Source organism: Streptomyces sp. NPDC050759 (genome assembly GCF_044456945.1).
Classification (GTDB): domain Bacteria; phylum Actinomycetota; class Actinomycetes; order Streptomycetales; family Streptomycetaceae; genus Streptomyces.
Genome location: NZ_JBITGI010000001.1, coordinates 634737 through 658942, shown reverse-complemented (window position 1 = coordinate 658942; position 24206 = coordinate 634737). Strand labels below are relative to the sequence as shown.

At 69.8% G+C, this 24206-nt stretch carries 20 protein-coding genes; 7 read left to right on the top strand and 13 right to left on the bottom strand.

Features of this window, described 5'->3' with window-relative positions; translation table 11 throughout:
- Positions 1 to 447: 447 nt before the first annotated feature.
- Positions 448 to 1080: a TetR/AcrR family transcriptional regulator gene (locus ACIBJB_RS02905; RefSeq protein ID WP_398925845.1), complete on the bottom strand. Its 633-nt coding sequence runs from the start codon at positions 1078 to 1080 to the stop codon at positions 448 to 450.
- Between the two features lie 175 nt (positions 1081 to 1255).
- Here ACIBJB_RS02905 and ACIBJB_RS02900 point away from each other — a divergent pair, with 175 nt between their 5' ends.
- From ACIBJB_RS02900 to uidA, 4 genes are all read left to right on the top strand, one after another.
- Positions 1256 to 2548 (top strand): sugar ABC transporter substrate-binding protein, encoded by a 1293-nt coding sequence (locus ACIBJB_RS02900; protein WP_398925843.1) that lies wholly within the window; start codon positions 1256 to 1258, stop codon positions 2546 to 2548.
- Positions 2545 to 3498: a carbohydrate ABC transporter permease gene (locus ACIBJB_RS02895; protein ID WP_398925841.1), complete on the top strand. Its 954-nt coding sequence runs from the start codon at positions 2545 to 2547 to the stop codon at positions 3496 to 3498. The genes ACIBJB_RS02900 and ACIBJB_RS02895 overlap by 4 nt, the downstream gene beginning before the upstream one ends.
- Position 3499: 1 nt before the next feature.
- Entirely contained in the window at positions 3500 to 4375 is an 876-nt protein-coding gene (locus tag ACIBJB_RS02890) for a carbohydrate ABC transporter permease (RefSeq protein ID WP_398925839.1), read from the top strand.
- A gap of 75 nt (positions 4376 to 4450) precedes the next feature.
- Positions 4451 to 6256: a beta-glucuronidase gene (uidA, locus tag ACIBJB_RS02885; protein WP_398925837.1), complete on the top strand. Its 1806-nt coding sequence runs from the start codon at positions 4451 to 4453 to the stop codon at positions 6254 to 6256.
- Positions 6257 to 6334: 78 nt separating this feature from the next.
- Here uidA and ACIBJB_RS02880 read toward each other — a convergent pair whose 3' ends face one another.
- From ACIBJB_RS02880 to ACIBJB_RS02865, 4 genes are all read right to left on the bottom strand, one after another.
- Positions 6335 to 7393 (bottom strand): VWA domain-containing protein, encoded by a 1059-nt coding sequence (locus tag ACIBJB_RS02880; protein WP_398925835.1) that lies wholly within the window; start codon positions 7391 to 7393, stop codon positions 6335 to 6337.
- Positions 7394 to 7512: 119 nt separating this feature from the next.
- Positions 7513 to 8475, bottom strand: coding sequence for an HpcH/HpaI aldolase/citrate lyase family protein (locus ACIBJB_RS02875; protein ID WP_398925833.1), 963 nt, complete (start codon positions 8473 to 8475; stop codon positions 7513 to 7515).
- Complete coding sequence (locus tag ACIBJB_RS02870) at positions 8465 to 9682, bottom strand: CaiB/BaiF CoA transferase family protein (protein WP_398925831.1); 1218 nt, start codon at positions 9680 to 9682, stop codon at positions 8465 to 8467. The genes ACIBJB_RS02875 and ACIBJB_RS02870 overlap by 11 nt, the downstream gene beginning before the upstream one ends.
- A 122-nt stretch (positions 9683 to 9804) precedes the next feature.
- A complete protein-coding gene (locus ACIBJB_RS02865; RefSeq protein WP_398925829.1) occupies positions 9805 to 10731 on the bottom strand; it encodes a LysR substrate-binding domain-containing protein in 927 nt (308 codons plus the stop codon).
- 180 nt (positions 10732 to 10911) lie between these two features.
- On the opposite strand from ACIBJB_RS02865, the gene ACIBJB_RS02860 reads away from it, so the two are divergent.
- From ACIBJB_RS02860 to ACIBJB_RS02850, 3 genes are all read left to right on the top strand, one after another.
- Positions 10912 to 12348, top strand: a complete 1437-nt coding sequence (locus ACIBJB_RS02860) for a CitMHS family transporter (RefSeq protein WP_398925827.1) — start codon at positions 10912 to 10914, stop codon at positions 12346 to 12348.
- Positions 12349 to 12535: 187 nt separating this feature from the next.
- On the top strand, positions 12536 to 13930 hold the full coding sequence (locus ACIBJB_RS02855; protein WP_398925825.1) for a prolyl oligopeptidase family serine peptidase: 1395 nt from the start codon (positions 12536 to 12538) through the stop codon (positions 13928 to 13930).
- 112 nt (positions 13931 to 14042) lie between these two features.
- Positions 14043 to 15314 carry a discoidin domain-containing protein gene (locus tag ACIBJB_RS02850; protein ID WP_398925823.1) on the top strand — a complete coding sequence of 424 codons (1272 nt, stop codon included), beginning with the start codon at positions 14043 to 14045 and terminating at the stop codon, positions 15312 to 15314.
- Between the two features lie 5 nt (positions 15315 to 15319).
- Here ACIBJB_RS02850 and ACIBJB_RS02845 read toward each other — a convergent pair whose 3' ends face one another.
- The 8 genes from ACIBJB_RS02845 to ACIBJB_RS02810 all read right to left on the bottom strand — a co-directional run bounded on the left by ACIBJB_RS02845 (position 15320) and on the right by ACIBJB_RS02810 (position 24151).
- On the bottom strand, positions 15320 to 16489 hold the full coding sequence (locus ACIBJB_RS02845) for an esterase-like activity of phytase family protein (RefSeq protein WP_398925821.1): 1170 nt from the start codon (positions 16487 to 16489) through the stop codon (positions 15320 to 15322).
- 133 nt (positions 16490 to 16622) lie between these two features.
- Positions 16623 to 17576, bottom strand: coding sequence for an ABC transporter permease (locus tag ACIBJB_RS02840; RefSeq protein ID WP_398925819.1), 954 nt, complete (start codon positions 17574 to 17576; stop codon positions 16623 to 16625).
- Between the two features lie 82 nt (positions 17577 to 17658).
- Positions 17659 to 18792 (bottom strand): ABC transporter permease, encoded by a 1134-nt coding sequence (locus ACIBJB_RS02835; RefSeq protein WP_329227609.1) that lies wholly within the window; start codon positions 18790 to 18792, stop codon positions 17659 to 17661.
- Positions 18789 to 20357 carry an ABC transporter ATP-binding protein gene (locus ACIBJB_RS02830; protein WP_398925817.1) on the bottom strand — a complete coding sequence of 523 codons (1569 nt, stop codon included), beginning with the start codon at positions 20355 to 20357 and terminating at the stop codon, positions 18789 to 18791. Before ACIBJB_RS02830 ends, ACIBJB_RS02835 begins: the two co-directional genes overlap by 4 nt.
- A gap of 16 nt (positions 20358 to 20373) precedes the next feature.
- Positions 20374 to 21468 (bottom strand): BMP family protein, encoded by a 1095-nt coding sequence (locus ACIBJB_RS02825; RefSeq protein ID WP_398925815.1) that lies wholly within the window; start codon positions 21466 to 21468, stop codon positions 20374 to 20376.
- Positions 21469 to 21556: 88 nt separating this feature from the next.
- Complete coding sequence (deoD, locus tag ACIBJB_RS02820) at positions 21557 to 22273, bottom strand: purine-nucleoside phosphorylase (protein WP_398925813.1); 717 nt, start codon at positions 22271 to 22273, stop codon at positions 21557 to 21559.
- Positions 22273 to 23034, bottom strand: coding sequence for a glutamine amidotransferase (locus ACIBJB_RS02815; protein ID WP_398925811.1), 762 nt, complete (start codon positions 23032 to 23034; stop codon positions 22273 to 22275). Before ACIBJB_RS02815 ends, deoD begins: the two co-directional genes overlap by 1 nt.
- A 58-nt stretch (positions 23035 to 23092) precedes the next feature.
- Positions 23093 to 24151 (bottom strand): LacI family DNA-binding transcriptional regulator, encoded by a 1059-nt coding sequence (locus ACIBJB_RS02810; protein WP_398925809.1) that lies wholly within the window; start codon positions 24149 to 24151, stop codon positions 23093 to 23095.
- Positions 24152 to 24206: the final 55 nt, after the last annotated feature.

Genomic DNA, 24206 nt, shown 5'->3' with positions numbered 1-24206 from the left:
GTGGTGCGGGCGAACCTCCTGCCCGCCTTGGCGCATCGGGCACCCGGAGGTCATGACGGTGAGCGGACCGGCGAGAGCGAGGACCACCACCGGGATGACCGGCATGAGGGGGAGTGCGGGCGAACCTCCTGCCCGCCTTGGCGCATCGGGCACCCGGAGGTCATGACGGTGAGCGGACCGGCGAGAGCGAGGACCACCACCGGGATGACCGGCATGAGGGGGAGTGCGGGCGAACCTCCCGCCCGTCTTGGTGCATCGGGCCACCCCGGAGGCCATGACCGCGAGCGGACCGGGGAGAGCGAGGACCACGACCGGGAAGTCCGGCGTGAGGGGGGACCAGAACTGCGGCGCCACAGTCTCGCCGGAGGCTCCTGACGCCGAACCGGACCCCGGCAACGCACCGACGGGCGGGCGGGGCGATCTGTTCGTGATGAGCGCGAGGTGTTGCTACGGGCGCCGGTCACCGACGGCGGGATCGCCCAGCAGATCCTCCAGGCCGGCCGACATCCCGGCCAGGAGATCACGCCGCGGGTCGATGAGCCACTGGAGCTGGAGGCCGTCCCACATCGCGACAAGGGCTGCCGCGATCAGCTCGGGATGCCTCCGGTTCGCGATACGGCCGAGGTCCTGGTCCCTTCGTACCGCGGTCGCGAAAGCGGTCACGACCCGCTCGTACCGGTCGCGGAACCACTCGTGCGCCGGATGGTCGGGAGCCGAGGCCTCCGCGGCCATCAAGGCGAGGAGCCGTAGCATCTCCTGCCTTTCCAGGTTGCGGCGGACGTACCGCAGGACCGCGTAGGCCACACCCTTTCCCCGGCTGTCCGCCTCGAAGGAGTCGATGCTCGCGGAGTCCGCGTTCTCGAGGACGGCCACGAGGAGCGCGCTCTTGCTAGGGAAGTGGTGCACGACGCTGGTCAGGCTGAGGTCGAGTTGCTTGGCGATCTCCCTCAGGGACCCTCCACGGTAACCGCGAGCCGCGAACACGGCGGTCGCCGAGGCGACGATCTCGGCCCTGCGCTGTGCGCTTTTGGCATACGGGCCTCGGCGAGTGGCCGGACGGGCCGCCGTCTTCTCGGTCATACCCCCAACCCTAAGCGGGCGGTGCGGGGGACTGTCCGGCCGATAATCCGCCAACATCACCCTCGCCGAAAGTGTGGCACCTGTTCGGTTTTCGCTGTACGGTCTCGCTGACCCACACCACGACGTGCGGTAGAGCCGCTCACGCATCCACCGGGTGGAGAGGAGACGGACAAGGATGTCCACCTCGCATTTGTCGAAAGCGCTCATCGGCGGTCTGGCCGCCACACTGGTTCTGGCCGGTTGCGGCCGGTCCGACACACAAGGCGGTGGGGGCGCGATGGGCGCTCCCATCAGCGACTCGCCTGCCAAGGGCGAGATCAACGTCTGGGCCATGGGCACCGAGGGCGAGCGCCTGCCCCAGCTGGCAGCGCGCTTCCGGAAGGCCAACCCGGACGCGAAGGTGAAGGTCACGGCCATCCCGTGGCAGGACTACGCCAAGAAGGTCGAAACGGCGATCGCCTCCCAGGACACGCCGGACGCCACGCTCGTCGGATCCGCCGACCTGACGAACTTCGCCTCGACCGGCGGACTCGAGCAGGTGCCGGCCGGTCTCGTCGACACCTCGTCCTTCTACCGAGGCGCCGCTCAGAGCACCACCTACGACGGGGGCCCGTACGGCGTCCCCTGGTATGTGGACACCCGCGTCCTCTTCTACCGCAAGGACCTGGCACAGGCCGCCGGAGTCTCCGCGCCGAGGACCTGGAAGGAGTACGGCCCGTTCCTCAAGGCCCTCCAGAAGCAGGGAGCGAAGTGGGGCCTGGCGCTGCCCACCGGCGTGGCGGCGAGCTGGCAGGGCGTCCTGCCCTTCATGTGGCAGGCCGGCGCGCGTCTCATGAACGAGAACAGCACCGAGTTCACCTTCGACACACCTGAGGCGCTCAAGGGGCTGGAGTACTACCAGTCGTTCTTCACGTCGAAGACCTCGACCCGCAACGGGGCGGTGAGTCTCGGAGAGATCGAGCCGCAATTCGTCGCCGGTTCCACCGCCGCACTCGTCTCGGGCCCCTGGGAAACGGCACTGCTGACGGGGGCGGGCGGAGCGGACTTCGTCAAGGACAAGGTGGGGGCCGCCACGCTCCCGAAGGGGTCCGCGTCCAACGCCAGCTTCATCGGCGGAGGGCACTGGGCGGTGTTCAAGAACGCGAAGAACCGCGACGGTGCCTGGAAGTTCATCCGCTGGCTCTCCCGGCCGGACATCCAGCAGGACTGGTACGAGCAGTCCGGAGACCTCCCCGCCGTGCAGGCGGCCTGGGATGAGGGGAAGCTCAAGTCGGACCCGACGCTGGCCGTCTTCCGGTCCCAGCTCCGGACCGCGCTGCCCGGCCCGACCGTCACCACCTGGAAGCAGATCGCAGCGGTCATCGATGCCGAGATCGAGAAGGTGGCCAAGGGGGTCTCGTCACCGAAGGCGGCCCTGGAACGGATCCAGGCGAAAGCGTCCGCGATCGGAACGGGGCAGCCCCGATGACCACGGCCACCTCCCTGAAACCCGCACGCGAGGTGTCTTCCACCAGGCAGCCGACTCAGCGGTCGAGGCGCGGTTCCGGACACCTGCGGCGCACAGTGGTCGCGTGGGCCTTCTGCTCGCCCTTCGTCCTGCTGTTCGGCACGTTCGGCATCTGGCCGGTCTTCTCGTCCCTGTCGATGAGCGTCACCGACATCACCAGCAGGGACGTGCGGACACCCTTCAGCGTCAACTTCGTCGGTCTGGAGAACTACACCGCGCTCTTCGACGATCCCACCTTCGTCCGCGCCGCTTTGAACACGCTCTACTTCGTCGCGGTGGGCATACCACTGACGATGGTGCTCTCCCTCGCCGTCGCCGTCGCCCTCAACTCCGGGATCCAGCGTGCGAAGGGCTTCTTCCGGGTCGCCTACTTCGCCCCGGTCGTGACGAGCATCGTGGCGGTGGCGGTCGTGTGGAGGTACCTCTACAAGCCGGACGGAATGATCAACTCGCTCCTGTCCGTGGTGGGAATCTCCGGGCCGGACTGGCTGAACGATCCCCACTGGTCCATGCCCGCCCTGATACTGATGGCCGTCTGGCGGCACTTCGGCATCCCCATGGTGATCTTCCTGGCGGGACTGCAGTCGATACCGCCCGAACTGCACGAGGCGGCCGTCGTGGACGGCGCGTCCCGCTGGCGGGCCTTCCGCAGCGTGACCCTGCCGCTGCTGCGGCCGACCACGCTGGTGGTCGCCGTCCTGCTCAGCATCAGCTACCTCCAGTTCTTCGAGGAGCCGTTCGTGATGACGAGCGGCGGCCCCTTGGACAGCACGACGTCGATCAGCTACTACGCCTACCAGCAATTCGGCTTCGGCAACTACGGAGTGGCATCGGCCGCGTCCTATGTGCTGGTCACCGCGATCGCCCTGCTGAGCCTTCTTCAGTTCCGCATCTTCCGAGCGAGGGCCTGACATGACCGCCACCACGACAACGACGGGGCCGGCCTTCCGGGACCGGCACCCGTCCCGGCGAGTCCCCACCGCTCGTCTCGTCCTCTACGGCGCCCTCGTGCTCGGACTGCTCGCGACGCTGGCGCCGTTCGCCTGGATGTTCCTCGGCTCGGTGAAACCGACGGGCGAGATCGTCGCCCATCCGAGTTCCTGGCTTCCCCGGTCCCCGACCCTCGCCAACTTCGAACAACTGCTGTCCAAGCAGAACTTCGGACTGTACTTCCTGAACAGCACACTCGTGGCGGTGGCTTGTGTGCTGGGAAACCTGCTGTTCTGCTCGATGGCCGGATACGCCTTCGCGAAGATCGAGTTCGCGGGGAAGCGTCTGCTGTTCGGCCTCGTCCTCACCATGCTGATCATTCCCGGCGTCACCACCTTCGTCCCGCTGTTCGTGCTCGTCAGCAACATGGGACTGGGCAACTCCTACCTCGGGCTCATCCTGCCCTTCCTGGTGACACCGTTCGGCGTGTTCATCATGCGGCAGTTCATCCGGGACATCCCGGACGCCCTCGTCGAGGCGGCGCGTCTCGACGGTGCGGGCGAAGCCCGGATCTTCCTCAGGGTGATCCTTCCGCTGACGCGGCCGGCGCTGGCGACCCTGGCGATCCTCACCTTCCTCGCGCAGTGGAACAACTTCCTGTGGCCGCTCGTCATCGCACAGACCGAGGACCACTACACGCTGCCCGTCGCCCTCGCCCTCTTCTCCACTGGAGCCAACGGCACCAATTACGGCCTGCTGCTGGCCGGGGCGGTCACGGTCGTCACACCGATCATCCTGCTCTTCCTCGCCCTGCAACGGCACTTCATCCAGGGCATCGCCAACACCGGCATCAAATAGCCCTCTTCCGACCGCCGCGGACCTGCCTTCCCGACCACCGAGTCGACACGCGCACAACGAACAGGAGAACCAACCATGCTTCGTCCCCAGGACGGCCCCACTCGCGAACGCCGCTCTCTCGGCGGCCTGTGGAGCTTCCGCCTGGACGCGGAGGGGGCCGGCCGTGCCGAGGGATGGTGGCGCTCGCAGCTCGCGGGCGCCGTGGACATGCCTGTGCCGGCCAGCTACAACGACATCTTCCCGGACACGACCGTCCGTGACCATGTCGGCGACGTCTGGTACCAGACGCAGGTATGGGTTCCCGCCGGGTGGGCGGGGCAACGGACGGTACTCCGCTTCGACTCCGCGACGCATCGCGCCACGGCCTGGGTCAACGATGTCGAGGTCGTCCGGCACGAAGGCGGCTACACCCCCTTCGAGGCCGACGTCACGGCGCACCTGCGGCCGGGTGCCGAGAACCGTGTCACCGTCGTCGTCAACAACGAGCTGACCTGGGAGTCGATACCCCCCGGCCGAGTGGAGGAACGCGAGGACGGCCGCCGGGTGCAGCGCTACTTCCACGACTTCTTCAACTACGCGGGACTGCACCGGCCCGTGTGGCTGTACACCACGCCCCCCGTCCACATCACCGACATCACCGTGACCACCGACCTGGAGGACACGACCGGCCTCGTCGCCTACCGCGTGGACAGCACCGCACAAGCCGAAGAGCACGTGGTGCGTGTGTCGCTGCGCGATGCCTCCGGGGCCGAGGTCCAGGCCGCCACCGGAGCGGTGGGGACCCTCAGGATCGAGGGCGTGCATCCCTGGGCGCCCGGAGACGGCTACCTGTACGAACTCGAGGCCACGGTGTGGAGGACCTCCGGCGACCTCGTCGACAGTTACCGGCAGTCCGTGGGCGTGCGCACGGTGGAGGTACGGGGCAAGGAATTCCTGATCAACGGAAGCCCCTTCTACTTCAAGGGCTTCGGCAAACACGAGGACGCCGCCGTGCGCGGCAGGGCTCACGACGACACCCTGATGGTGCATGACTTCGCCCTGCTGGACTGGACCGGCGCGAACTCGTTCCGCACCTCGCACTACCCCTACGCCGAGGAGGTGCTGGACTACGCGGACCGACAGGGTGTCGTGGTCATCGACGAGACGGCGGCCGTCGGACTGAACCTGAACATCGCGGGAGGCGTCTTCGGCGCCGGCCGGAAGGTGTCCACGTTCTCGCCCGACACCGTGGGCGAGAGCACGCTGCGCACACACCTGCAGGCGGTGCGGGAGCTCGTGGAGCGCGACAAGAACCATCCGAGTGTCGTCCTGTGGTCCATCGCCAACGAGCCGGACAACGTCCAACCGGAGGCGCGCGACTACTTCGCGCCGCTGGCGGCCGAGGCACGCCGGCTGGATCCCTCACGGCCCGTCGCCTACGTCAACGCGCTCATGGGGAAACCGGACGAGTGCGTGGTCACCGACCTGTTCGACGTCGTGCTCCTCAACCGTTACTACGGCTGGTACTTCGGCCCCGACGACCTGGCTGCGGCCGAGACGGAGCTGGAGGCGGAACTGCGGCAGTGGGCCGCGAACGACAAGCCCATCGTCATCACCGAGTACGGATCGGACGCCTACCCCGGACTGCGCGGCGTCGTACCCAGCCCGTGGACCGAGGAGTACCAGACCGAACTGCTCGACGTGTACCACCGGGTGTTCGACCGTGTCGACGCGGTCGTCGGCGAGCAGGTCTGGAACTTCGCCGACTTCGCCACCGCGCCCGGCGTCTTCCGTGTCGACGGCAACAAGAAGGGCGTGTTCACCCGCGAACGCCGTCCGAAGAGCGCGGCGTTCAGTCTGCGCGCCCGCTGGCGGAAGGCCGACTTCGACTCGACGGACTGACGACCCGGCGCACGTCGGAAACTCGGTGGGCGGTCCATCCGGTGTGCAACCGGATGGACCGCGCTTGGCTCATTGAATTCAGAGCGTGATCAGCAGACGCGTCTTCGGCTTGAGTTTCCTGTTCACCGAACGACTCTGTACGTAGACCTCCAACTTGGGATTGTTCCCTGCTTTCACGGAGACGGTTCCCTGGACATCCGTACCGAACAAAAGGCTGCGTGCCGCGTCGCCGGTATAGGCACGGTCGGTGTCCTTCTCGACCACGATGACTTCCTTGTTCTGCTGAACCTGAGCCCGGGCGCCCAGCTGGTAGTAACAGGAGCCACGTTCGTACGTCACGCCCGGATGCGAGTTGACGAAGGAGCGAATCTCGACCTCCTTGTCGACTTTCAGGAGCCGGTATTTGTCGGCCGGAATCGGTTCGAGGTTCGCCCGCACGTCGTCGACCGATATGTCCTGGCCGACAGCGAACAGGTTCTTCGTGCCGCGCACCCCCTGCTCCCGCCCGCGGAGGAAGCTGGTCGCGGCAGCGCGCACGGTGCCGATCGCCTCTTCGACGCCCTTCTGGGAGTCCGCGTCCCAGATGGCGATGTTGCCGGCCGGGAAGCCGTAGTTCTGGGCGGTGCGCTTGGCCAGGGAGTTCGGGACGAGGATCGCGGAGGTCCAGTGGCCCGGAAGCCCGCGCATCTTCGCCGTGATCCTGTCGAGCCAGGGGCCGAGGATGGTCATGTCCCCGTCGTGCCGCCGGTCGCCGCCGGAGGCGTTCTCCTCACCGTCCGTGACGACGATCTGGAGGAAGCTGTGCTCGCCGTATTCCTCCCAGATATGGCCCAGATCGTCCAGGGACTTCAGGGAAGCCTCGATGAGGGCCGTAGCGCCATTGTTGACCTGATACAGCCCACGCATGGACGGCAGATGCTTCACGTCCATGTCCCAGACCAGGTTCTCCACCCTGTGATCGAAGGAATAGAGGCTGATCCGTGTCTCGTGGCCGAGGCTGTCCGACTCCGCCTTCAGCCCCGCCACGAACTCGTCCACCACCTGAATGAGCTGACTCTGGTGCGGACGCATCGAACCCGAACAGTCCACTACCAGCGCGACGTGATTCACCTTGTGCTGGATCCTGTGTGCGGACACGTTTGTGTTCCCCCTCCGAGGCTCCCCGAATGATGTCTTCATTTTATGAGGGGGCACTGACAACGGCCCTTGCAGCTCCAGCGGTTACGGGCCATCACGGGCCGGACGGCGGCAGTTCCTCAGCCGCGCGAACCAGCGCTTCGGTGTCGTTCGAGGACAAGGCGTGCCGTGGCGGCCATGGCCTCGTCGACCATCTCGCCCCGGAACGCCACCGCGCCCGCCCCCTTCCGCTGTGCCGCCTCGACCGCCGCGATCAGCTCTGCGCAGCGGGCGAGTTCGTCGGGGCCGGGGGAGAACACCTCGTTGATCACGGGGACATGGGAAGGATGGATCGCCATTATCCCTTCGTAGCCGAGGGAGCGGTTCTGTTCGGCGAACGAGCGCAGCCCCGGCAGGTCGGTGATGCGCGTCCACAGTCCGCTGACCGGGTGCGGCACTCCGGCCGCCCTGGCGTCCAGCAGGACACGGGAGCGCAGAGCCACCGTTTCGGTTCCCTCTGGGCTCCAGCGGTAGCCGACGGCGCGTTCCACGTCGCCGCCGGGGGCGGTGAGTGCGCCCAAGTAGGCGACGCGCGGGGCGGCTTGGGCGATGTCGTAGGCCTCGCGCAGGCCACGGGCCGTCTCCAGCAGGGGCACCAGGGCGACCTGGCCCGGCGGCAGACCCTGTTCCTGTTCGCACCAGCCCAGCAGCCGGTCGGCGAGCCTCACGTCCTGGACTGAGCCGACCTTGGGGAGCACGACGCCGGCGAGCCCGGGCCGTACGACCGCCCGCAGTTCCTCGGCTCCCGCCCAGCCGTCCAGCGGGTTGACCCGGACGAACAGCGCCATCCGTCCCGCATGACCGGCCGGCTCGGTGGCGGCCTGGGCGAGGGCGTCGGCCACCTGTGCGCGGGCGGCGAGCTTGCCGGCGGCGGGCACCGCGTCCTCCAGGTCGAGGATCGCCGCGTCGGCGCCCGCCGCCCGGGCCTTGGACAGCCAGTCGGTTCTGTTGCCGGGGACGAAGAGCAGGGAGCGCAGCGGGGGCCGGTCGACCGCTGCCGCGTCCACCTCGGCGAGCCTCTCCGACGGCCCCTCAGATGACATCGCTCTTCTCCAGGTGAGCCAGTTCGTCCGCACTGAGTCCGAGCCACTGCCCGTAGACGAGGTGGTTGTCCTGCCCGAGGGCGGGCCCGGTCCGCCAGACCCGGCCGGGCCGCTGCCGGAAGTGCGGGATCACCGCCTGCATCCGCACCGGACCGAGATCGGGGTCGTCGACGGTGACGATGTCCTCGCGTTCGGCGTACACGGGGTCGGTGGCGATGTCCGCGGCGTCGAACACCCGGGAGGCCACGACTTCGGCACGGGCGAACTCCTCCAGGCACTGGCCGGTGCCGCGCTCCGCCACCCAGTTCCGCAGGCCCTCGTCCAACTCCTCGCGCCGGGCGTGCTGTTGCCGGGCCGTGGCGAACTCCTCCTCGGGGAGTCCCAGCAGGCGGGCGATGTTGCGGACCGAGCGCAACGTCGCGGAGGTCACCGTGATCCACTCGCCGTCGCGGGAGCGGTAGGTGTTGATCACAGCCGCGGGGGCGACCGCCAGCTGGTTGCCGGAGCGTTCGGGAACGTGACCCAACTGGTCGTGCACGATGACCTGCCACTCGACGAGACGGAACAGGGACTCGAAGAGAGCGAGGTCGATCCACTCGCCGTCGAAATCGGGGTCGTGGTCACGTCGGTGCAGGGCGGCGAGGACGGCGTAGGCGCCCATCAGGCCGGTCACGGCGTCGCCGTGGGAGAAGCCGGTGTGGACGGGCGGGCCGTCGGGAAAGCCGGTCAGGTGGACGACTCCGCTGCGGGCCTCACCCATCTTGCCGAAGCCGGGGGCGTCCGCCTGCGACGAGGTGGCGCCGAATCCGGAGATCTGCAGCAGTACGGCCCGGGGGTTGATCCGGTGCACGGAGTCCCAGTCGAGTCCCCAGCTGCGCAGGCGTCCGGCGCGCAGGGTGACGATGACGACGTCCGCCCAGGCGACGAGCCGGTGGGCGACGGCCCGGCCGGCCTCGTGGTGCAGATCGAGGGTGACCGAGCGTTTGTTGCGGCCGGCGACCTTGAACCACAAGGGGACACCGTCTCGTTGGGGCCCCATGGCACGGGCCGCGTCACCGGCGCCGGGCGGTTCCACGTGGACGACGTCGGCTCCTTGGTCGGCGAGCATCGAGCCCGCCAGTGGCCCGGCCACCACATGGGCGAACTCGACCACTTTCAGCCCGCGCAACTGCCCAAGTCCGCTGGTGTTCCGCTCGTCGTCCGACACCGATGTGCTCCCTCGCCCTGCTGTTCGGGTCTTCAGACTGCAGGAGCGGAGAAATGCTTGTCGAGCAACAGAAGGCCATCAATCAATGCGAAGAACGCATGAATCGCCGAACGATCGGGCCTTCACGCCCACGAAACCCCGGGCGGGAGAGGGCGGCGCTGGAGGCGGAACTCTTCGAGCGTCTCCAGGAACCGCTGCGTCACGACCGGGAGCGTTCGACGGGCACGCAGTGCGATGTCCAGGCGCCGGTCCACGACGGGGTCCACCAGAGGGCGGCAGACGATGTGTCCGGAGCCCATGAGCGGCAGTACGAGGGCGGGCATCGCCGACACCCCGAGGCCGGCGGTCACCAGTCCGCCCACGGTCGCGACACTGCCCGCCTCGGCCGCCGGTGCCGCGTGCGCGTCGATCTGGGCGAACGCCGCGTCGGTGAGCCGGCGCACGCTCGAGTCGCGCCCGACGGCCAGGAACGGTTCACGAGCCAGGTCGTCCCAGGCGACTTCCTGGCGGTCGGCGAGCGGGTGGCCTTCCGGCAGCACCGCGACGAAGCGGTCCCTGACCAGGGGGCGGTGCTCCAACTGCTCGGGCGGGTCCCCGACGGTCGTGATCGCGAAATCGGCGTCACCGGACAGGACCCGGTCCAGTACCAGCCGCTCCAGCCCGTCGAGGAGGCGTACCGCGACCTGCGGCCGCCGCTCACGGAAGTCGGAGATCACCTGCGGCAGGAGCACCGCGGCAACGGAGGGCAGGGTGGCCACGGCGACCGTTCCCGACTCGCCGAGCAGGAAGCGCCTGAGCTCCTTCATGCCCGCACGGTGAGCGGTGACGATCTGCTCGGCGATCCGCAGGGCCTCCACGCCCGCCGCGGTCAACTGCACATTACGGGTGTCCCGTTCGAGGAGTTGGACGCCGAGTTGCCGTTCCAGGTCCGCGACGGCGCGGCTGAGCGAGGACTGGGACACGTGCATCTCCGCGGCGGCCGCGGTGAAGCTCGCGGCCCGGGCGACGGCCGTGTACGCCGTCAGTTGTCGCAAGGTGGTGGCCTCCATGGCCGACGAGCATAGGGCGCCACCGCGTGGATTGATGCGCTTATCGCATGGACAGATCTCCGTTTGATGCTGGACACCGATCCGGTGGTGCTCCGAAACTCTCGCGTAACACCTCGGCTTGGCCTCGCCCGACTCCGCCCACCGCCGCCGAGGGCCGTCCCCGAGAAAGCGAGCGCCGCCATGCTGGCAGCCCTGGGCTTCGCCACGATCGCCGTCCTCCTGCTGGTCACCATGAGCAAACGCGCCTCGGTACTGGTCGCTCTGATCCTGCTTCCGGTGCTGGCGGCGCTCATCGGCGGTTTCGCGAGCGATCTGGGCGAGTTGACTCTCGGTGGGCTGTCCAAGGTGGCCCCCACCGGCATCATGATCGCCTTCGCGGTCCTGTACTTCAGCCTGATGGTGGACGCCGGGCTCTTCGACCCCCTGATCCGCGCTCTGTTGCGCGCGGCGCAGGGCGACCCGTTGCGGATCACCGTCGCCACGGCGGTCCTCACGCTGTGCGTGGCCCTCGACGGAGACGGCGCCTCCACCTTCCTCATCACCGTCTCCGCGCTGCTGCCGGTCTACAAGAGGCTCGGTATGAACCCCCTGGTGCTGTCCGGAGTGGTCTGCCTGGGCGCGGGCGTGATGAACATGGTCCCGTGGGGCGGTCCGACCGTACGCGCCATGGCGGCGCTGAAGCTGGACAGTTCCGAGGTCTTCAACCCCGTGCTGCCCGCGATGGGCTTCGGCGTCGCCTGGGTGCTGGTGGCCTCGTACCTGCTCGGCCGCCGGGAGCGCAACCGTCTCGGCGCGCTGTCACCGCCGGGTCCGGCCACGGACGTGCGCATGGGCGAGGACAAGGGGGACGGCCGTGAACCCCTCGCTTCTACGGCTGCCGCGCCCCCCGCGACTGCCGAGCCGAGCCTGCGGGCCACGACGGTCGACGGGCGGGAGCCGCAGGCCACCCGATCCCCCGGGGACGGGCCGGGCGCCGTCCGGGTCCCGCCGCTGCCACGGACCTGGCTGAACATCTTCAATCTCCTGCTCACCGTCACCCTCGTGGTCTGCCTGATCCAGGAAGTGCTGCCGCTGCCGGTGCTGTTCGTCCTCGGGTTCGCGATCGCGGTACTGGTCAACCACCCCACCTGGGAGCAGCAGCAGGCGCTGCTCGACAAGCACGCCAAGAGCGTGGTCCTGGTCACCACGATGATCTTCGCGGCCGGCGTCCTCACCGGGATCCTCAGCGGCACCAAGATGATCGACGAGATGGCCGAGGCGTTCGTCTCCGTCGTCCCCGACTCGCTCGGGTCGCACCTGCCCGTCGCGGTGGCCGTCACCGGCATGCCGCTGAGCCTCGTCTTCACGCCGGACGCCTACTACTTCGGGGTGCTGCCCGTGCTCGCCGAGACCGCGAACGGGTTCGGCACGGACCCGGCCGAGGTCGCGCGGGCCGCCATTCTCGGCCAGATGACCACGGGATTCCCGCTCAGTCCCCTTACCGCGTCCACGTTCATCCTGGTCGGCATGAGCGGTGTGCCGCTCGGCGAACACCAGCGCTTCATCTTCCGCTGGGCCTTCGCCACCACCCTCGTCATGACCGCGGGCGCCCTGGCGACCGGCGCATTCCCGCTGTGAGCGCGGTCTGCGCCGACTGCCTGCTCCCGTGACCGGTGTCCCGCCGACCGCCCGTTCCCGGCAGCCGCCGCGCATGCCACTCAGCTCTGCGACCTGCCGCCCGCTTCCCGAGCCCGGGGCCGGGTGACCGGAGTAACGCACAGAGGCACCCGGCCCCGGGTGCTCCCACCGACTGAGACGAGGACCCATGAGACGGATCACCAGACGCACGGTGCTCGCCGCCACCGCGGGTGCGGTCACAACGCCGGCCGTGAGCACGGCGGCCGCCGCGGCCGCCGACCGCTCGACAGCCCCGGCCGGGGGACGGCAAGCGGGCTCCGGACTCGATCCGGTCCTGCGGACGGACCTCCTCACGCAGGTGACGCCGAGGAACGGTTGGCTGGTGACAGCGGTCGCCATCCAGTACGCGCAGCGCGTCGATCTACGCGACGGGACGGTCCCGCCCGCCGCCTTCCAGGTGCGGGCCACCGTCGGCGGGCAGACAGCGGCTCGCACGGTGACCCGGGTCTACTCCAACACCGCCGCCGAAGTGGACGACCGCCCGCACCCCGGACGGCCGGGGAAGCACCTGATCGTCGAGCTCGACCCGAACGACTCCAACGCGCGGGCCGCCGGCACCGATCCCCTGCCGCTCGACCGCGCGTATTCGGTCAGACAGGTGGCGGACGTACGTACCCCGGGAGGCGAAACGGTGCTCAGGGCCGGTCCGTTCGCGAACCGGAACGACGACGTCATCACTCCCGTGGTCGACGACTTCACCGCCGGTTCGTTCACCGACTCCGCGGGTTTCGAACTGGACTTCCGGCTGTACCGGCCCGCGGACTTCGTAAGGAACCCTCGGACGCGCACGCGGTACCCGCTCGTCATCACCCTGCACGGCGGTGGCGAGGTCGCGGACAACAACATGACCCAGCTGACGTCCAACCGGATCGCGGTCACGTTCGCCAAACCCGAACGACAGCGCCGCGACCCCGCGTTCGTCCTCTCTCCCCAGATCCCCCTGCCGCGTCCCATGGACGGACCCGACGGCACGGACTGGACCGATGCCAAGGTCCAGGCATCGCTGATCGAACTCATCGACACCTTCGTGAGCGAGAACTCCGGAGCCGTGGACACGGACCGGCTCTACGTGGTCGGCCTGTCCTCAGGCGGTCGCGGTATCTACAGCCTGCTGGCGAAGCGCCCCGACGTGTTCGCGGCCGCCCTGCCCACGGCCGGCTGGGGCGACCCGGCCGTCATGGAGAAGATCACGCACATCCCGATGTGGGCCGACCATTCCATCGACGACCCGGTCGTCCCCTACCGGGAGGGCCGGTTCGGCAAGCCCGGCACCTGGACCCTGATGAACGCCCTGGAGACCGCCGGCGCACGGGTCAGCCGGGGGGAGTGGGCCAACGACCTGCCGAAGGCCCAGTTCGAGGCCCGGTCCCGGGCGCTACTGAGGCAGGCCCGGGCCACCCGCAGCCACGTGCTGTTCACGAGCTACACGGCCGGAACGACACCGCCGAACCCACATTTCGCATGGGCCCAGACCTACGAGAACGACGTGGTCATCGACTGGCTCTTCGAACAGTCCCGATAGCCGGCCCTCGCTGACCGGCCACCGCACTCTCCCCGCATTCCGGAGGTAGATCATGCGTTCATCCCGTCGCTCGACCGACATGACCGTGCCATTACGGACCCGACCGCGTGCCATGACGGCACTGATCGCGCTGGCCACCGCCCTCGGCCTGGCGCTGACTCTGCTGACCGCCGCCGCCCCGCCGGCGGCCGCCGCCGACCTGCTGTCCCAGGGCAGGCCCGCCACCTCCTCGTCCACAGAGAACGCGGCCACTCCCGCGTCGGCGGCGGTGGACGGCAACACCGGCACACGCTGGTCGAGCACCTTCAGCGATCCGCAGTGGCTCCAAGTCGATCTGGGCTCCACCGTCACCCTCAGCCGAGTGGTGCTGCGCTGGGAGGCCGCGTACGCGCGCGCGTTCCAGGTCCAGACCTCCGACGACGGCACCGCCTGGACCACCGTCTACTCGACCACGACAAGCACCGGCGGCCTTCAGACTCTCGACGTGAACGGCGACGGCCGGTACGTCCGCGTTTACGGCACCCAGCGGGGCACCGCCTATGGCTACTCGCTGTGGGAGTTCCAGGTGTACGGCTCCGGCGGCGGAACCCCTCCGGGCAACGGGATCCCGGACCCGACGACCGCTTCCCTGGAGGCCATGGACGGGCCGCTGCCCACGGCGACCTACACCGTTTCCGGCCCGAGCGGGTACGGCTCCGGCACGGTCACGTACCCGACGACCGGTGGTTCGTACCCGGGCGTCGTCCTGATGCCGGGCTATCAGGGCACGCAGGAGAACCTGCGGTGGCTCGCGCCGCGCCTCGCTTCCTGGGGCTTCGTCGTCATCAACGTCGGAACCAACACGCTCACCGACGATCCCGCCTCGCGGGGCCGTCAGATCACCGCCGCCGGCACCCAGTTGCTCGCGCTCGGCAATGCTCCCGGCACCCCGCTGTCGGGGAAGCTCAACGGCACACTCGGCGCGGTCGGTCACTCGATGGGCGGTGGCGGCGTCATGGCGGCCCTCCGGGACGACCCGCGCTTCCGGGCGGGCGTGCCCACGGCCCCGTACTACCCGAACATGAACTTCTCCTCAGTCACCGACCCCACGTTCTTCCTGACCTGTCAAAGCGATCCCGTCGCCCACGGCAACACTTACGCGGTGCCCTGGTACAACTCCATGTCGCAGGCCGAGAAGCTCTACATCGAGGTTCCGGGCGACCACCTGTGCCCGATGACGGGCTACGGCGACAAGGCCAAGCAGGGTAAGTGGATCGTGTCGTTCCTCAGCCTCTGGCTGCGTGCCGACGTCCGCTTCGGCCCGTTCCTGTGCGGTCCGGTCCGTGACGCCGACAAGAACAACACCTCCCTGGTCACCCGCTGGATGGACACCTGCCCCTTCTGACCGGCTCACTCGGGGTGGATGGCGAAGGCGATGAACTGGGTCACCTGGCGTGCGGCGAAGTTGTCGTCGGAGACCAGGACGACGGTGCGGCGGCCGTCGGGGAGGCGGGGGCCGAGGGTGATGCCCTCGACGTTGTCGACCCGGGGCAGCCCGGGGACGTCGGACAGGTCGGTCACGAGCGTCTTGCGGACCGGCTGGACGGGCCGTGCGGACGGGTCGGTGACGGAGTCGCGGCCGAGGACGTCGGTGGCGCCGTGGAGGTCGACCAGGTAGATACGGGCCTTCCAGTTGTTGTCGCTGTAGATCGAGGCGCGCTCCAGGACCAGGAAGCGGTCGCGGTCGAGGGCCACGATGTCGCTGACGCCGTTCGTGTCGGTGCTGCCTGCGGGCGGCGTGGCGAACAGCGGTTCCAGGGGGTAGGCGTACTGGGCCAGCGGCTGTCCGGTGCGTGCGTCGTGGACCGTGATGCGGGTGAGCGCACCGTGCTCGGGCGTGGGGTCGTCGCCGTCCTGGTAGAGGGGATCCTCCATGGCGGTGACGATCCGCCGCCCGTCCGGGGTGAAGGTGACTCCTTCGAGGGTCTGGTTCTTGCGGGGGCCGAACTCCTGTGCGCTCATGTGTAGTTGCGGGGGCAGCGGGAGCTGTCCGAGGTAGTCGCCGGTCGTGGTGGCGCGGCGGATCCAGGGGTCGCCGAGGAGGGCGGGTCCGTCGGACGGGACGATGCGTTCGCCCTCGCTCGTCCAGGCCAGGGTGCCGTCGCGCGGGTCGACGGCGATGCCCTCCGGGTCGGGCGCCACGGTGGCGGTGGCGGTCGATGTGGGCGGGAAGGTGGTGCCGTCCGGGCGCAGCCACGGGTGGGTGCCGGTGAGTTCCACGCCCTTGAGGGTGCCGTCGGCGAAGTCGACGTGAGCGGTGTAGAAGCGGGCGGGGCCGGTCTGCGAGCGGTCGTCGCTGATCACGTAGTACGTGCTGGTCCCGGCCTCGTAGCTGATCGCGGAGAGACCGCCGACCGTCGTGCCCTCGTAGGCCAGGGCGTTGGGCAGTTCACGCTCGCCGAGGAAGTCCAGGCGTACGGCGCTGTCGTGAGCGGCGGCCGGGGTGCCGACGAGGGCGGGGAGGGAGGCGAGGACGCATGCGGAGGCGATGATCCGGGCGCGGGCGGCGCGGATACTCATGGGGTCTCCAGGGTGGGCAGGCCGGGCGGTGCCGTGGGGACGGCGGCCGTGCGGGCGGTGACGGAGATGGCGAGGTTGCCGGGCTGGTCGGCGAGGGTCTGGGCGGTGGCGAAGGCGTGCGCGGAGTGGATGCTTACGTGATTTCCAAGGCGTGCGGTGAGACTGGGGCGGTCGCGGTGCGGGAGGCACGTCGGCGGCGCCAGGCGAAGTACGCGAGGGCCAGCAGGGTGAAGACGTACGGGATCGCGGAGACCAGCTGGGACGGGATGTCGAGGTTGCCGAGCTGGACGGCGAGAGCCTCGGCGGCGCCGAAGCCGAGGGCGGCGAGGAACACGCCCCAGGGGCGCAGGGCGCCGAGGAAGACGGCGGCCAGGGCGATGTAGCCGCGGCCGGCGGTCATGCCGGTGACGAAGAAGGACACGGCGCCCATGCTCAGGAACACTCCGGCCGCACCGGCCAGGGCGCCGCTGAGCGCGAGGGCGCGGAACTGGACCCGGTGGACGTGGATGCCGACGGAGCGTGCCGCCTCGGGGTGCTCGCCGACCGCGCGCAGGTGGAAGCCGAACCGGGCCCGGTACAGCAGCCAGGCGACCGCCGGGGTGGCGGCGAGGGCGGCCCAGGTCAGCACGTTCTGCCCGCTCAATACCGCGCCGACGCCGGGGACGTCTTCGACCAGCGGCAGCCGGACCGAGGGCAGCGCGCCGCTGTGGAGGCGGCTGGTCCCGCCCTTGTCGCCGAGGAGCGCGTACACGGTGTACGCGGTCGCGCCCGCCGCCAGGAGGTTGAGGCCGATGCCCGCGATGATGGCGTCCGCGCCGAGGTAGAGGTGCAGTACGCCGAGCAGCAGCGCGAGCAGCGCGCCGGCGGCGATTCCGCAGACGGCTCCGGCCCACACCGAGCCGCTGTATCCGGCAACCAGCGCGCCCGTGCAGGCGGCGCTCAGCATCGAGCCCTCCAGGGCGATGTTGGGCACTCCGGCCCGCTCGGCCAGCAGCCCGCCGAGGGCGGCGAGGACGTACGGCGTCGACACCCCGAGGATCGCCGCGAGGAATGCGGTGCTGAGCACCACGTCGAGGACAGGGCCCATCAGCGGGCCTCCCTTCGGGCGAGGTACCGCGTCGACACCCCGAGGAAGCCGGTGCTGAGCACTACGTCGAGGACCGGACCCATCAGCGGGCCTCCCTTCGGGCGAGGTACCGCTTGACGAGTTCGGGCAGCGCCCGGGCGGTCACGAGCAGCACGATCACCGCCTGGATGATGGTCACGGCCTCGGAGCCGACGTCGGTCTGCTGCTCCATCACGTCGCCGCCGACCCGCAGATACGAGTAGAGGAGCGCGGCGGCGACCACCCCGACCGGGTTGTTGCGGCCCAGCAGGGCGACGACGATGCCCTCGAAGGCCAGGCCGCCGGCCATGTCGGGCTGGAGCCCGCCGTAGATCCCGAGCGCGAGGTGCGCTCCGGCCAGTCCGGCCAGCGCGCCGCCGATGACGAAGCTCCACTCGATGGTGCGCGGGACGTCGAGGCCGCCGTACCGGGCGAAGTCCGGGTTGGAACCGGTGATCCGGATGCGGTAGCCGAGCGGTGTCCTGGCGAGCAGGAACCACACGGCCGCGGCCACCGCGAGCATGCCGAAGAGGCCGATGTTCGCCTGGTCGAGGGGGACGCCGAAGAAGTCGGAGAGGAGCGGCAGCGCCGAGTCGGGGCGTACCGGGGCGGACTGCACGGCGCTGCTGCCGGGTGCCTTGAGATGGTCGGTGAGGAGATAGTCGAAGACGCGTACGACGACGGCGTTCAGCATCAGCGTGGCCACGATCTCGTTGGCGCCGAGGCGGGCCTTCATCACCCCCGGTACCGCGCCGAGCGTGGCCCCGGCGAGGGCGGCGGCGCCCAACGGCACCAGTACGGCGGCGACCGGCGGCAGATGGAGGTTGATCGCCACCAGCGCGCTCGCCAGGGCACCGGCGTACACCTGGCCCTCCGCGCCGAGGCTGATCTGCCGGGCCCGGAAGGGAATCGCGACGGACAGGCCGAGCAGCGCCAGGGTGGTCGCGTCGGCGAGCCAGCGGCCGATCCGGGGGGTGCGCTCCAGCGGGCCGGTGAGCAGGGCGTTCAGCGCGCCGGTGGCGTCCTTGCCGGTGGCCAGGACGACCAGGAAGGCGATGAGGACGGCCACGGCGACGGTCAGCACCGTCATCGTCAGCTCGACGACCACCGTACGGCGCCGGGTGGCCAGGAACTCCCGGCGGCCCTGTGTCTCGGGCCGCCGCTGTTCCTCCGCCGCCGGTTCCAGGGTCGAGGTCATCGGACACCCGCCGTGATCCGCTCGTCCGGATGCCGCTCCACACCGAGCATGTACAGGCCGGTGGCCTCCTCGGTCAGTCCGGCCGGGTCGTCGAAACGGGCGACGAGACGGCCGTCCTTGATGACCAGCAACCGGTCGGAGAGCGCGAGGAGTTCACCGAGGTCGGCGGAGACCAGCAGCACCGCCGCACCCGCGTCACGGGCTTCGAGGAGCCGCTCGTACATGAAGTGCATGGCGCCGATGTCGACGCCCCTGGTGAGCTGCGCGGCCAGCAACAGGCGTGGCCGGGCGGACAGTTCGCGGGCGACGACGACCTTCTGGAGGTTGCCGCCGGACAGCGCTCCGGCCGCCGCGTCGGGGTGCGGGGCGCGGATCTCGTAACGGCCGATCAGGTCCTCGGCGAGCTCGCGGATGCGGCGGGTGCGCAGGATGCCGCGGCGGGCTACGGGAGGTCGGTCGTGACGGTCGACGATCAGGTTGTCGGCGAGGGAGCGGTCCAGGGCCGCCCCGTTGGTCAGCCGGTCCTCGGGTACGTGGGCGATGCCGGCCCGGCGATGGCCCGCCGCGTCGAGGTGGGTGACGTCGGTGCCGTCCACGGTGACCGAGCCCGCGGTGGGGCGGCGCAGTCCGGCGAGGAGTTCGACGAGTTCGGTCTGGCCGTTGCCCTCGACGCCCGCGAGGCCGACGATCTCACCGGCCGCGATGTCGAGGGACACGCCGTGCACCGCGGGGCCCGCGAGTCCGCGCACCCGCAGCACGCGCTGCCCGGGCCGCGCCGGCGGCTTCGGCACGTCGAGGGACATCTCGCGGCCGACCATCATGGTCGCCAGCTGCGCGGGCGTCGCGTCGTCGGTGCGTACGGTGCCGATCACCGACCCGGCGCGCATGACGGTGACCCGGTCGCTGATCTCGCGCACCTCCTTGAGCTTGTGCGAGATGAACAACACGGTCATGCCCGAGTCACGCAGCCGGCGGACCGCCGTGAAGAGGTCGGTGGTCTCCTGGGGGGTGAGCACGGCGGTGGGCTCGTCGAGGATCAGGATGCGGGCGCCGCGGTGGAGGGCCTTGAGGATCTCGGCGCGCTGGCGCATCCCCACGGACACCGTGTCGACCCTGGCCTCCGGGTCGACGGCGAGCCCCGCCTCCTCGGCCAGCGCGGCCGTACGTTCTGCTGCGGCGGCGCGGTCGACGCGGCCGGCCCGGCCCGGCTCGACGCCGAGGACGACGTTCTCGGCGATGGTGAACGACGGGACCAGCATGAGGTTCTGGTGGACCATGCCCACGCCCAGCGCGATGGCGTCCTGCGGCCCGGCGAACCTGACCCGCCGCCCGTGCACGCCGATGTGCCCGGCCGACGGCTGCTCGAGTCCGTAGAGCAGCTTCATCAGGGTGGACTTGCCGGCGCCGTTCTGGCCGACGATCGCCCTGATCTCGCCGCCGGGTACCACCAGGTCGACATCGCGGACGGCGCGGGTGCCGTTGGGGTAGGTCTTGCCGAGGCCTGTGGCCTCCAGGGCGGGAGGGGCTCCAGCGAGGGTTTCGTCGGTTTTCTCCATGGGTTCCACCAGTGTTCCTCGGAGGTCAGAAGGCCGAAGGGACCGTGACGGCACCGGACTTGACCTTCGCGGCCTGCGCCTGGAGTTCGGCGCGCAGGTCGGCCGGGACGAGCTTGTCGAAGTTGGCGTTGTCCACGTAGCCCACCCCGTCCTCGGCCAGGCCCACGGCGGCGGGCTTCCCGTAGGCCAGCGTGCCGGCCTTGTTCTCCTTGGCCGCCAGGTAGAGGGCGTTACCGGCGTTCTTGAGGATGGAGGTGACGACGGTCTGCCGCTGGGCCGCGTCGGTCAGCGTCTTGTACTGGTCGGAGTCGACCCCGAAGGCGTACCGCTTGGCGGCGACGGCCGACTCGAACACGCCGAGGCCCGAGGACCCGGCGACGGGCCACACCAGTTCGGCCCCCTGCCCGTACATCGCCGAGGCGATCTGCTTGCCCTTCGCCGGGTCGCCGAACGGATTGTCGCCGCCGACGTACTGCACGAGGACACCGGAGGACGGATTTCCGCCCGCCGCCTTGAAGCCTGCCTTGAAGCCGACGACGAAGTCCTCGATGACCGGGATCTTCACTCCGCCGATCACGCCCACCTTGCCGTTTCCGCCACTGCCGGGCAGGGCCTTGGCGGCGACGAGTTTGTCGGCGAGGAATCCCGCCAGATAAGCGGCCTCGTTCTGCTTGAAGGTGACGGAGTAGACGTTCGCGCACTTGTTGGAACAGCCGCTCTTGCCCGTGTAGTCGACGGATCCGTCGAATAGCCAGAACTTCTTGTCGGGGTACTCCGGAGCCAGTTTGGAGACGAAGTCGACGGTGTCGACGGTGCCCGCGGCGAGCACGTCGTAGTCGTCGCCGGCGGCGGCGTCCTCGAAGCCGGAGGACCACTTGGTGCGGTCGCTGCCCAACTCGACGACCTTCAGGCTGTAGCCGAGGTCCTTCTCGGTCTTCTGCAGGCCTGCGTACGCCGAGTCGAAGAAGGAACGGTCGCCGAGGTTTCCGTTGATGACGAACTTGATTCTCAGCTTTCCGGACTTCCCGGAGGAAGCGGAGTCCGTGGCGGTCGAGGCACCGCATCCCGCGAGGGTGAGGGAGAGCGCCGCGACGGCCCCCAGAATTCTGATCTTGTTCATCGTTTTGATCTCTTTCTCGAGCGGGGGCCGTTCTTTTCCATTGGCCGAAAGCTATGCAATGCAAAACGTTTTGGCTATGGCCGTCGTGTTAGGAAATTGTTTCCGTGAGGAGTGCGGTGGCCGCGATGGTGACGGCGCGGTCGAAGTCCGTCTCGCGCTCGGCGGGGGTGAGCGCCTCCGGGTGGCGCACATGGTCGCTGACCGTCAGCACGGCGAGCGCGTGGCCGCCCTCGGCGGCGGCGGTCGCGTAGAGGCCCGCGGCCTCCATCTCCACGGCCAGCGTGCCGTGGGCCTCCAGCCGCTCGAACAGCGCCGGGCGTTCCAGGTAGAAGTGGTCGGTGGTGAACACGGGCCCGACATGGATGTGCTGTCCGGTCCCGGCGGCCCGTGCGGCGGCCGCGGCCAGCCGGAAGGAGGCGGCGTGGCTCAGGTGCACGCCGTCGATACGGCGGCTGCCCATCGCGGAGTCGGTATGAGCGGCGGTGGCCACGACGACGTCCCGCAGCCCGACCGAGGCGGGTATGCCGCCCGCGGTGCCCACCCGCGCGATGCTGCGCACGCCGTAGAAACGGAACAGCTCGGTGGCGTAGATCGTGACCGATGGCATCCCCATGCCGGAGGCCAGCACGGACAGGGGCACGCCTCGGTAGGTTCCGGTATATCCCTCGATACCGCGCACGTCGGTGACCAGCCGGGCGTCCTGGAGGACCGTCTCGGCGATACGGCGTGCCCGGCGCGGGTCGCCGGGCATCAGGACATCCGGCGCGAAGTCGCCGGGGGCGGCCGATATGTGGGGGGTGACCATCAGCCGACCTCCCTCACCGGGGCCTGCGCCAGCCAGCGGACCAGCCGGTCCCACAGCTCGGGGTAGCCCTTCCAGCCCAGGAACGCGGGCGGGGCCCAGTGCGGCGCCAGGTCGGACGTGAAGGCCGCCGACCTTCCCTCCCCGTAGCCGCCCACGGCCAGCAACGGATGGCCCGCGCACTCGACGAGGAGCTCCGCCCCGTCCCGTACCGTCACCTCGTTGAGCCCGAGCAGATCCGGCCAGGTCGCGTCCAGCCCGTCGACCACCTGGTGCCGGGCGACGACCCGCGGTGGGGCGCCGGCGGGGAGCTCCACCCGGTCGTCCCGGTCGAGCAGACGGACCGGCAGCGCGGCCGCCAGCGGCGTGCGCCCCCAACGGGCCTTGGCGTCGATGCCGGTGAAGGTGAGATAGCCGCCCACCATCAGCAGGCCGCCGCCGCGCTCGACGTAGGCCCGCAACAGTTCCGTCCGGTCCGGCGTGGGCACCGAGCGGGCGAAGGTCTCCGGCGTGAGCTGAAAACTGTTGGCCCCGACATCGCTGATCACCACGACGTCGTACGGCTCCAGACCCTCGGCCGTGACGGGCAGCCTGCTCGGTATCTCGTGCGCCGGCACGTACGTCACCGTGTGGCCGCGGTCGCGCAGCGCGTCGAGGAAGACCTGGGCGCCCTCGACGTACTCGGAGGTGAAGAAGGAGTCGAACCCCTTCTGGTGGACGGAGTGGATGAACCAGGACTCACCCACGACGAGGACATGGGGCATCGCGGAACGACCTTTCAGGTGATGGGTGTCGCTTGGTGGTGGGGCGGCGGTGCCCTGTTCAGCGGGGCGGGCGTACGGGCGCCGTACTGGCGCGGATCTTCAGCCGTACCGGCAGGATGTGCCGGGAGGCGGGGGGCACCTCGTCCCGGTGGACGTAGCTCAGCAGCTGGGCACCGGCCGTGCGGCCGACGTCGTAGGCGGGCTGGTGGACGGTGGTGAGGCGGGGGTGGACACGGGAGGCGAGCATGATGTCGTCGAAGCCCGCCACCGAGACGTCGTCGGGGACGCGCAGGCCCGCGTCCTCGAGGGCGGCGATCGCGCCGAGCGCCATCAGGTCGTTGGCGGCGAACACGGCGGTGAAGCGGCGCGGGCCGGCGTCCTCCAGGGCCGCGGCGACCAGGTGGTAGCCGGACCGCTCGACGAAGGCGCCCTCGACCTCGGTGACGCCCGCGTCGCCGAACGCCTCGCGGAAACCGGCGATCCGTTCCAGGCTGCTGACCAGGTCCGTCGGGCCGCTGATCGCCAGTACCCGGCGGTGGCCCAGCTCCTTCAGATGCTGTCCGACGAGTCGGCCTCCCGCGCGGTGGTCGGCGGTGACCAGGATGGTCTGCTCCAGCAGGCCGGGGACGACCTCGTCGGCCAGGGCGATGGGGAACCGCCCGAGCAGCGACGCCAGCCGGCCACGGGAGGGCGGCGAGCCGGAGGCGTACACCATGCCGTCGATGAACCGGCCGCGGAGCATCTCCAGATAGCGGTCCTCACGGTCGGGGTCGAACTCGGTGTTGCACAGGATGACCCCGTAGCCCAGGTCGTGGGCGGCGTCCTCGACGCCCTTGGCGAGCTCGGCGAAGAACTGGTTGGTGATGTCGGGCACCAGCAGCCCTATGACGTTGGTCGAACCCGCCTGGAGATTGCGGGCCGTCGAGGCCGGTACGTAGCCGAGCCGGCTGACGACCGCCCGGACCCGGTCGGCCGTCTCCTCCGCGACCGGCCGGTTGCCGCTCAGCACGTGCGACACCGTGGTCGGGCTCACCCGGGCGGCGGCGGCCACGTCCTTGATCGACGCGGGCCGCCGCAACCGGCGGCGCTCACCGTCCTCGTCCTGGTCACGGGTCATAGTGCTGCACCGCCCTGCGGTGGGAGGTGTCGAGGAGGGCGGGCGTGCGGGCGTC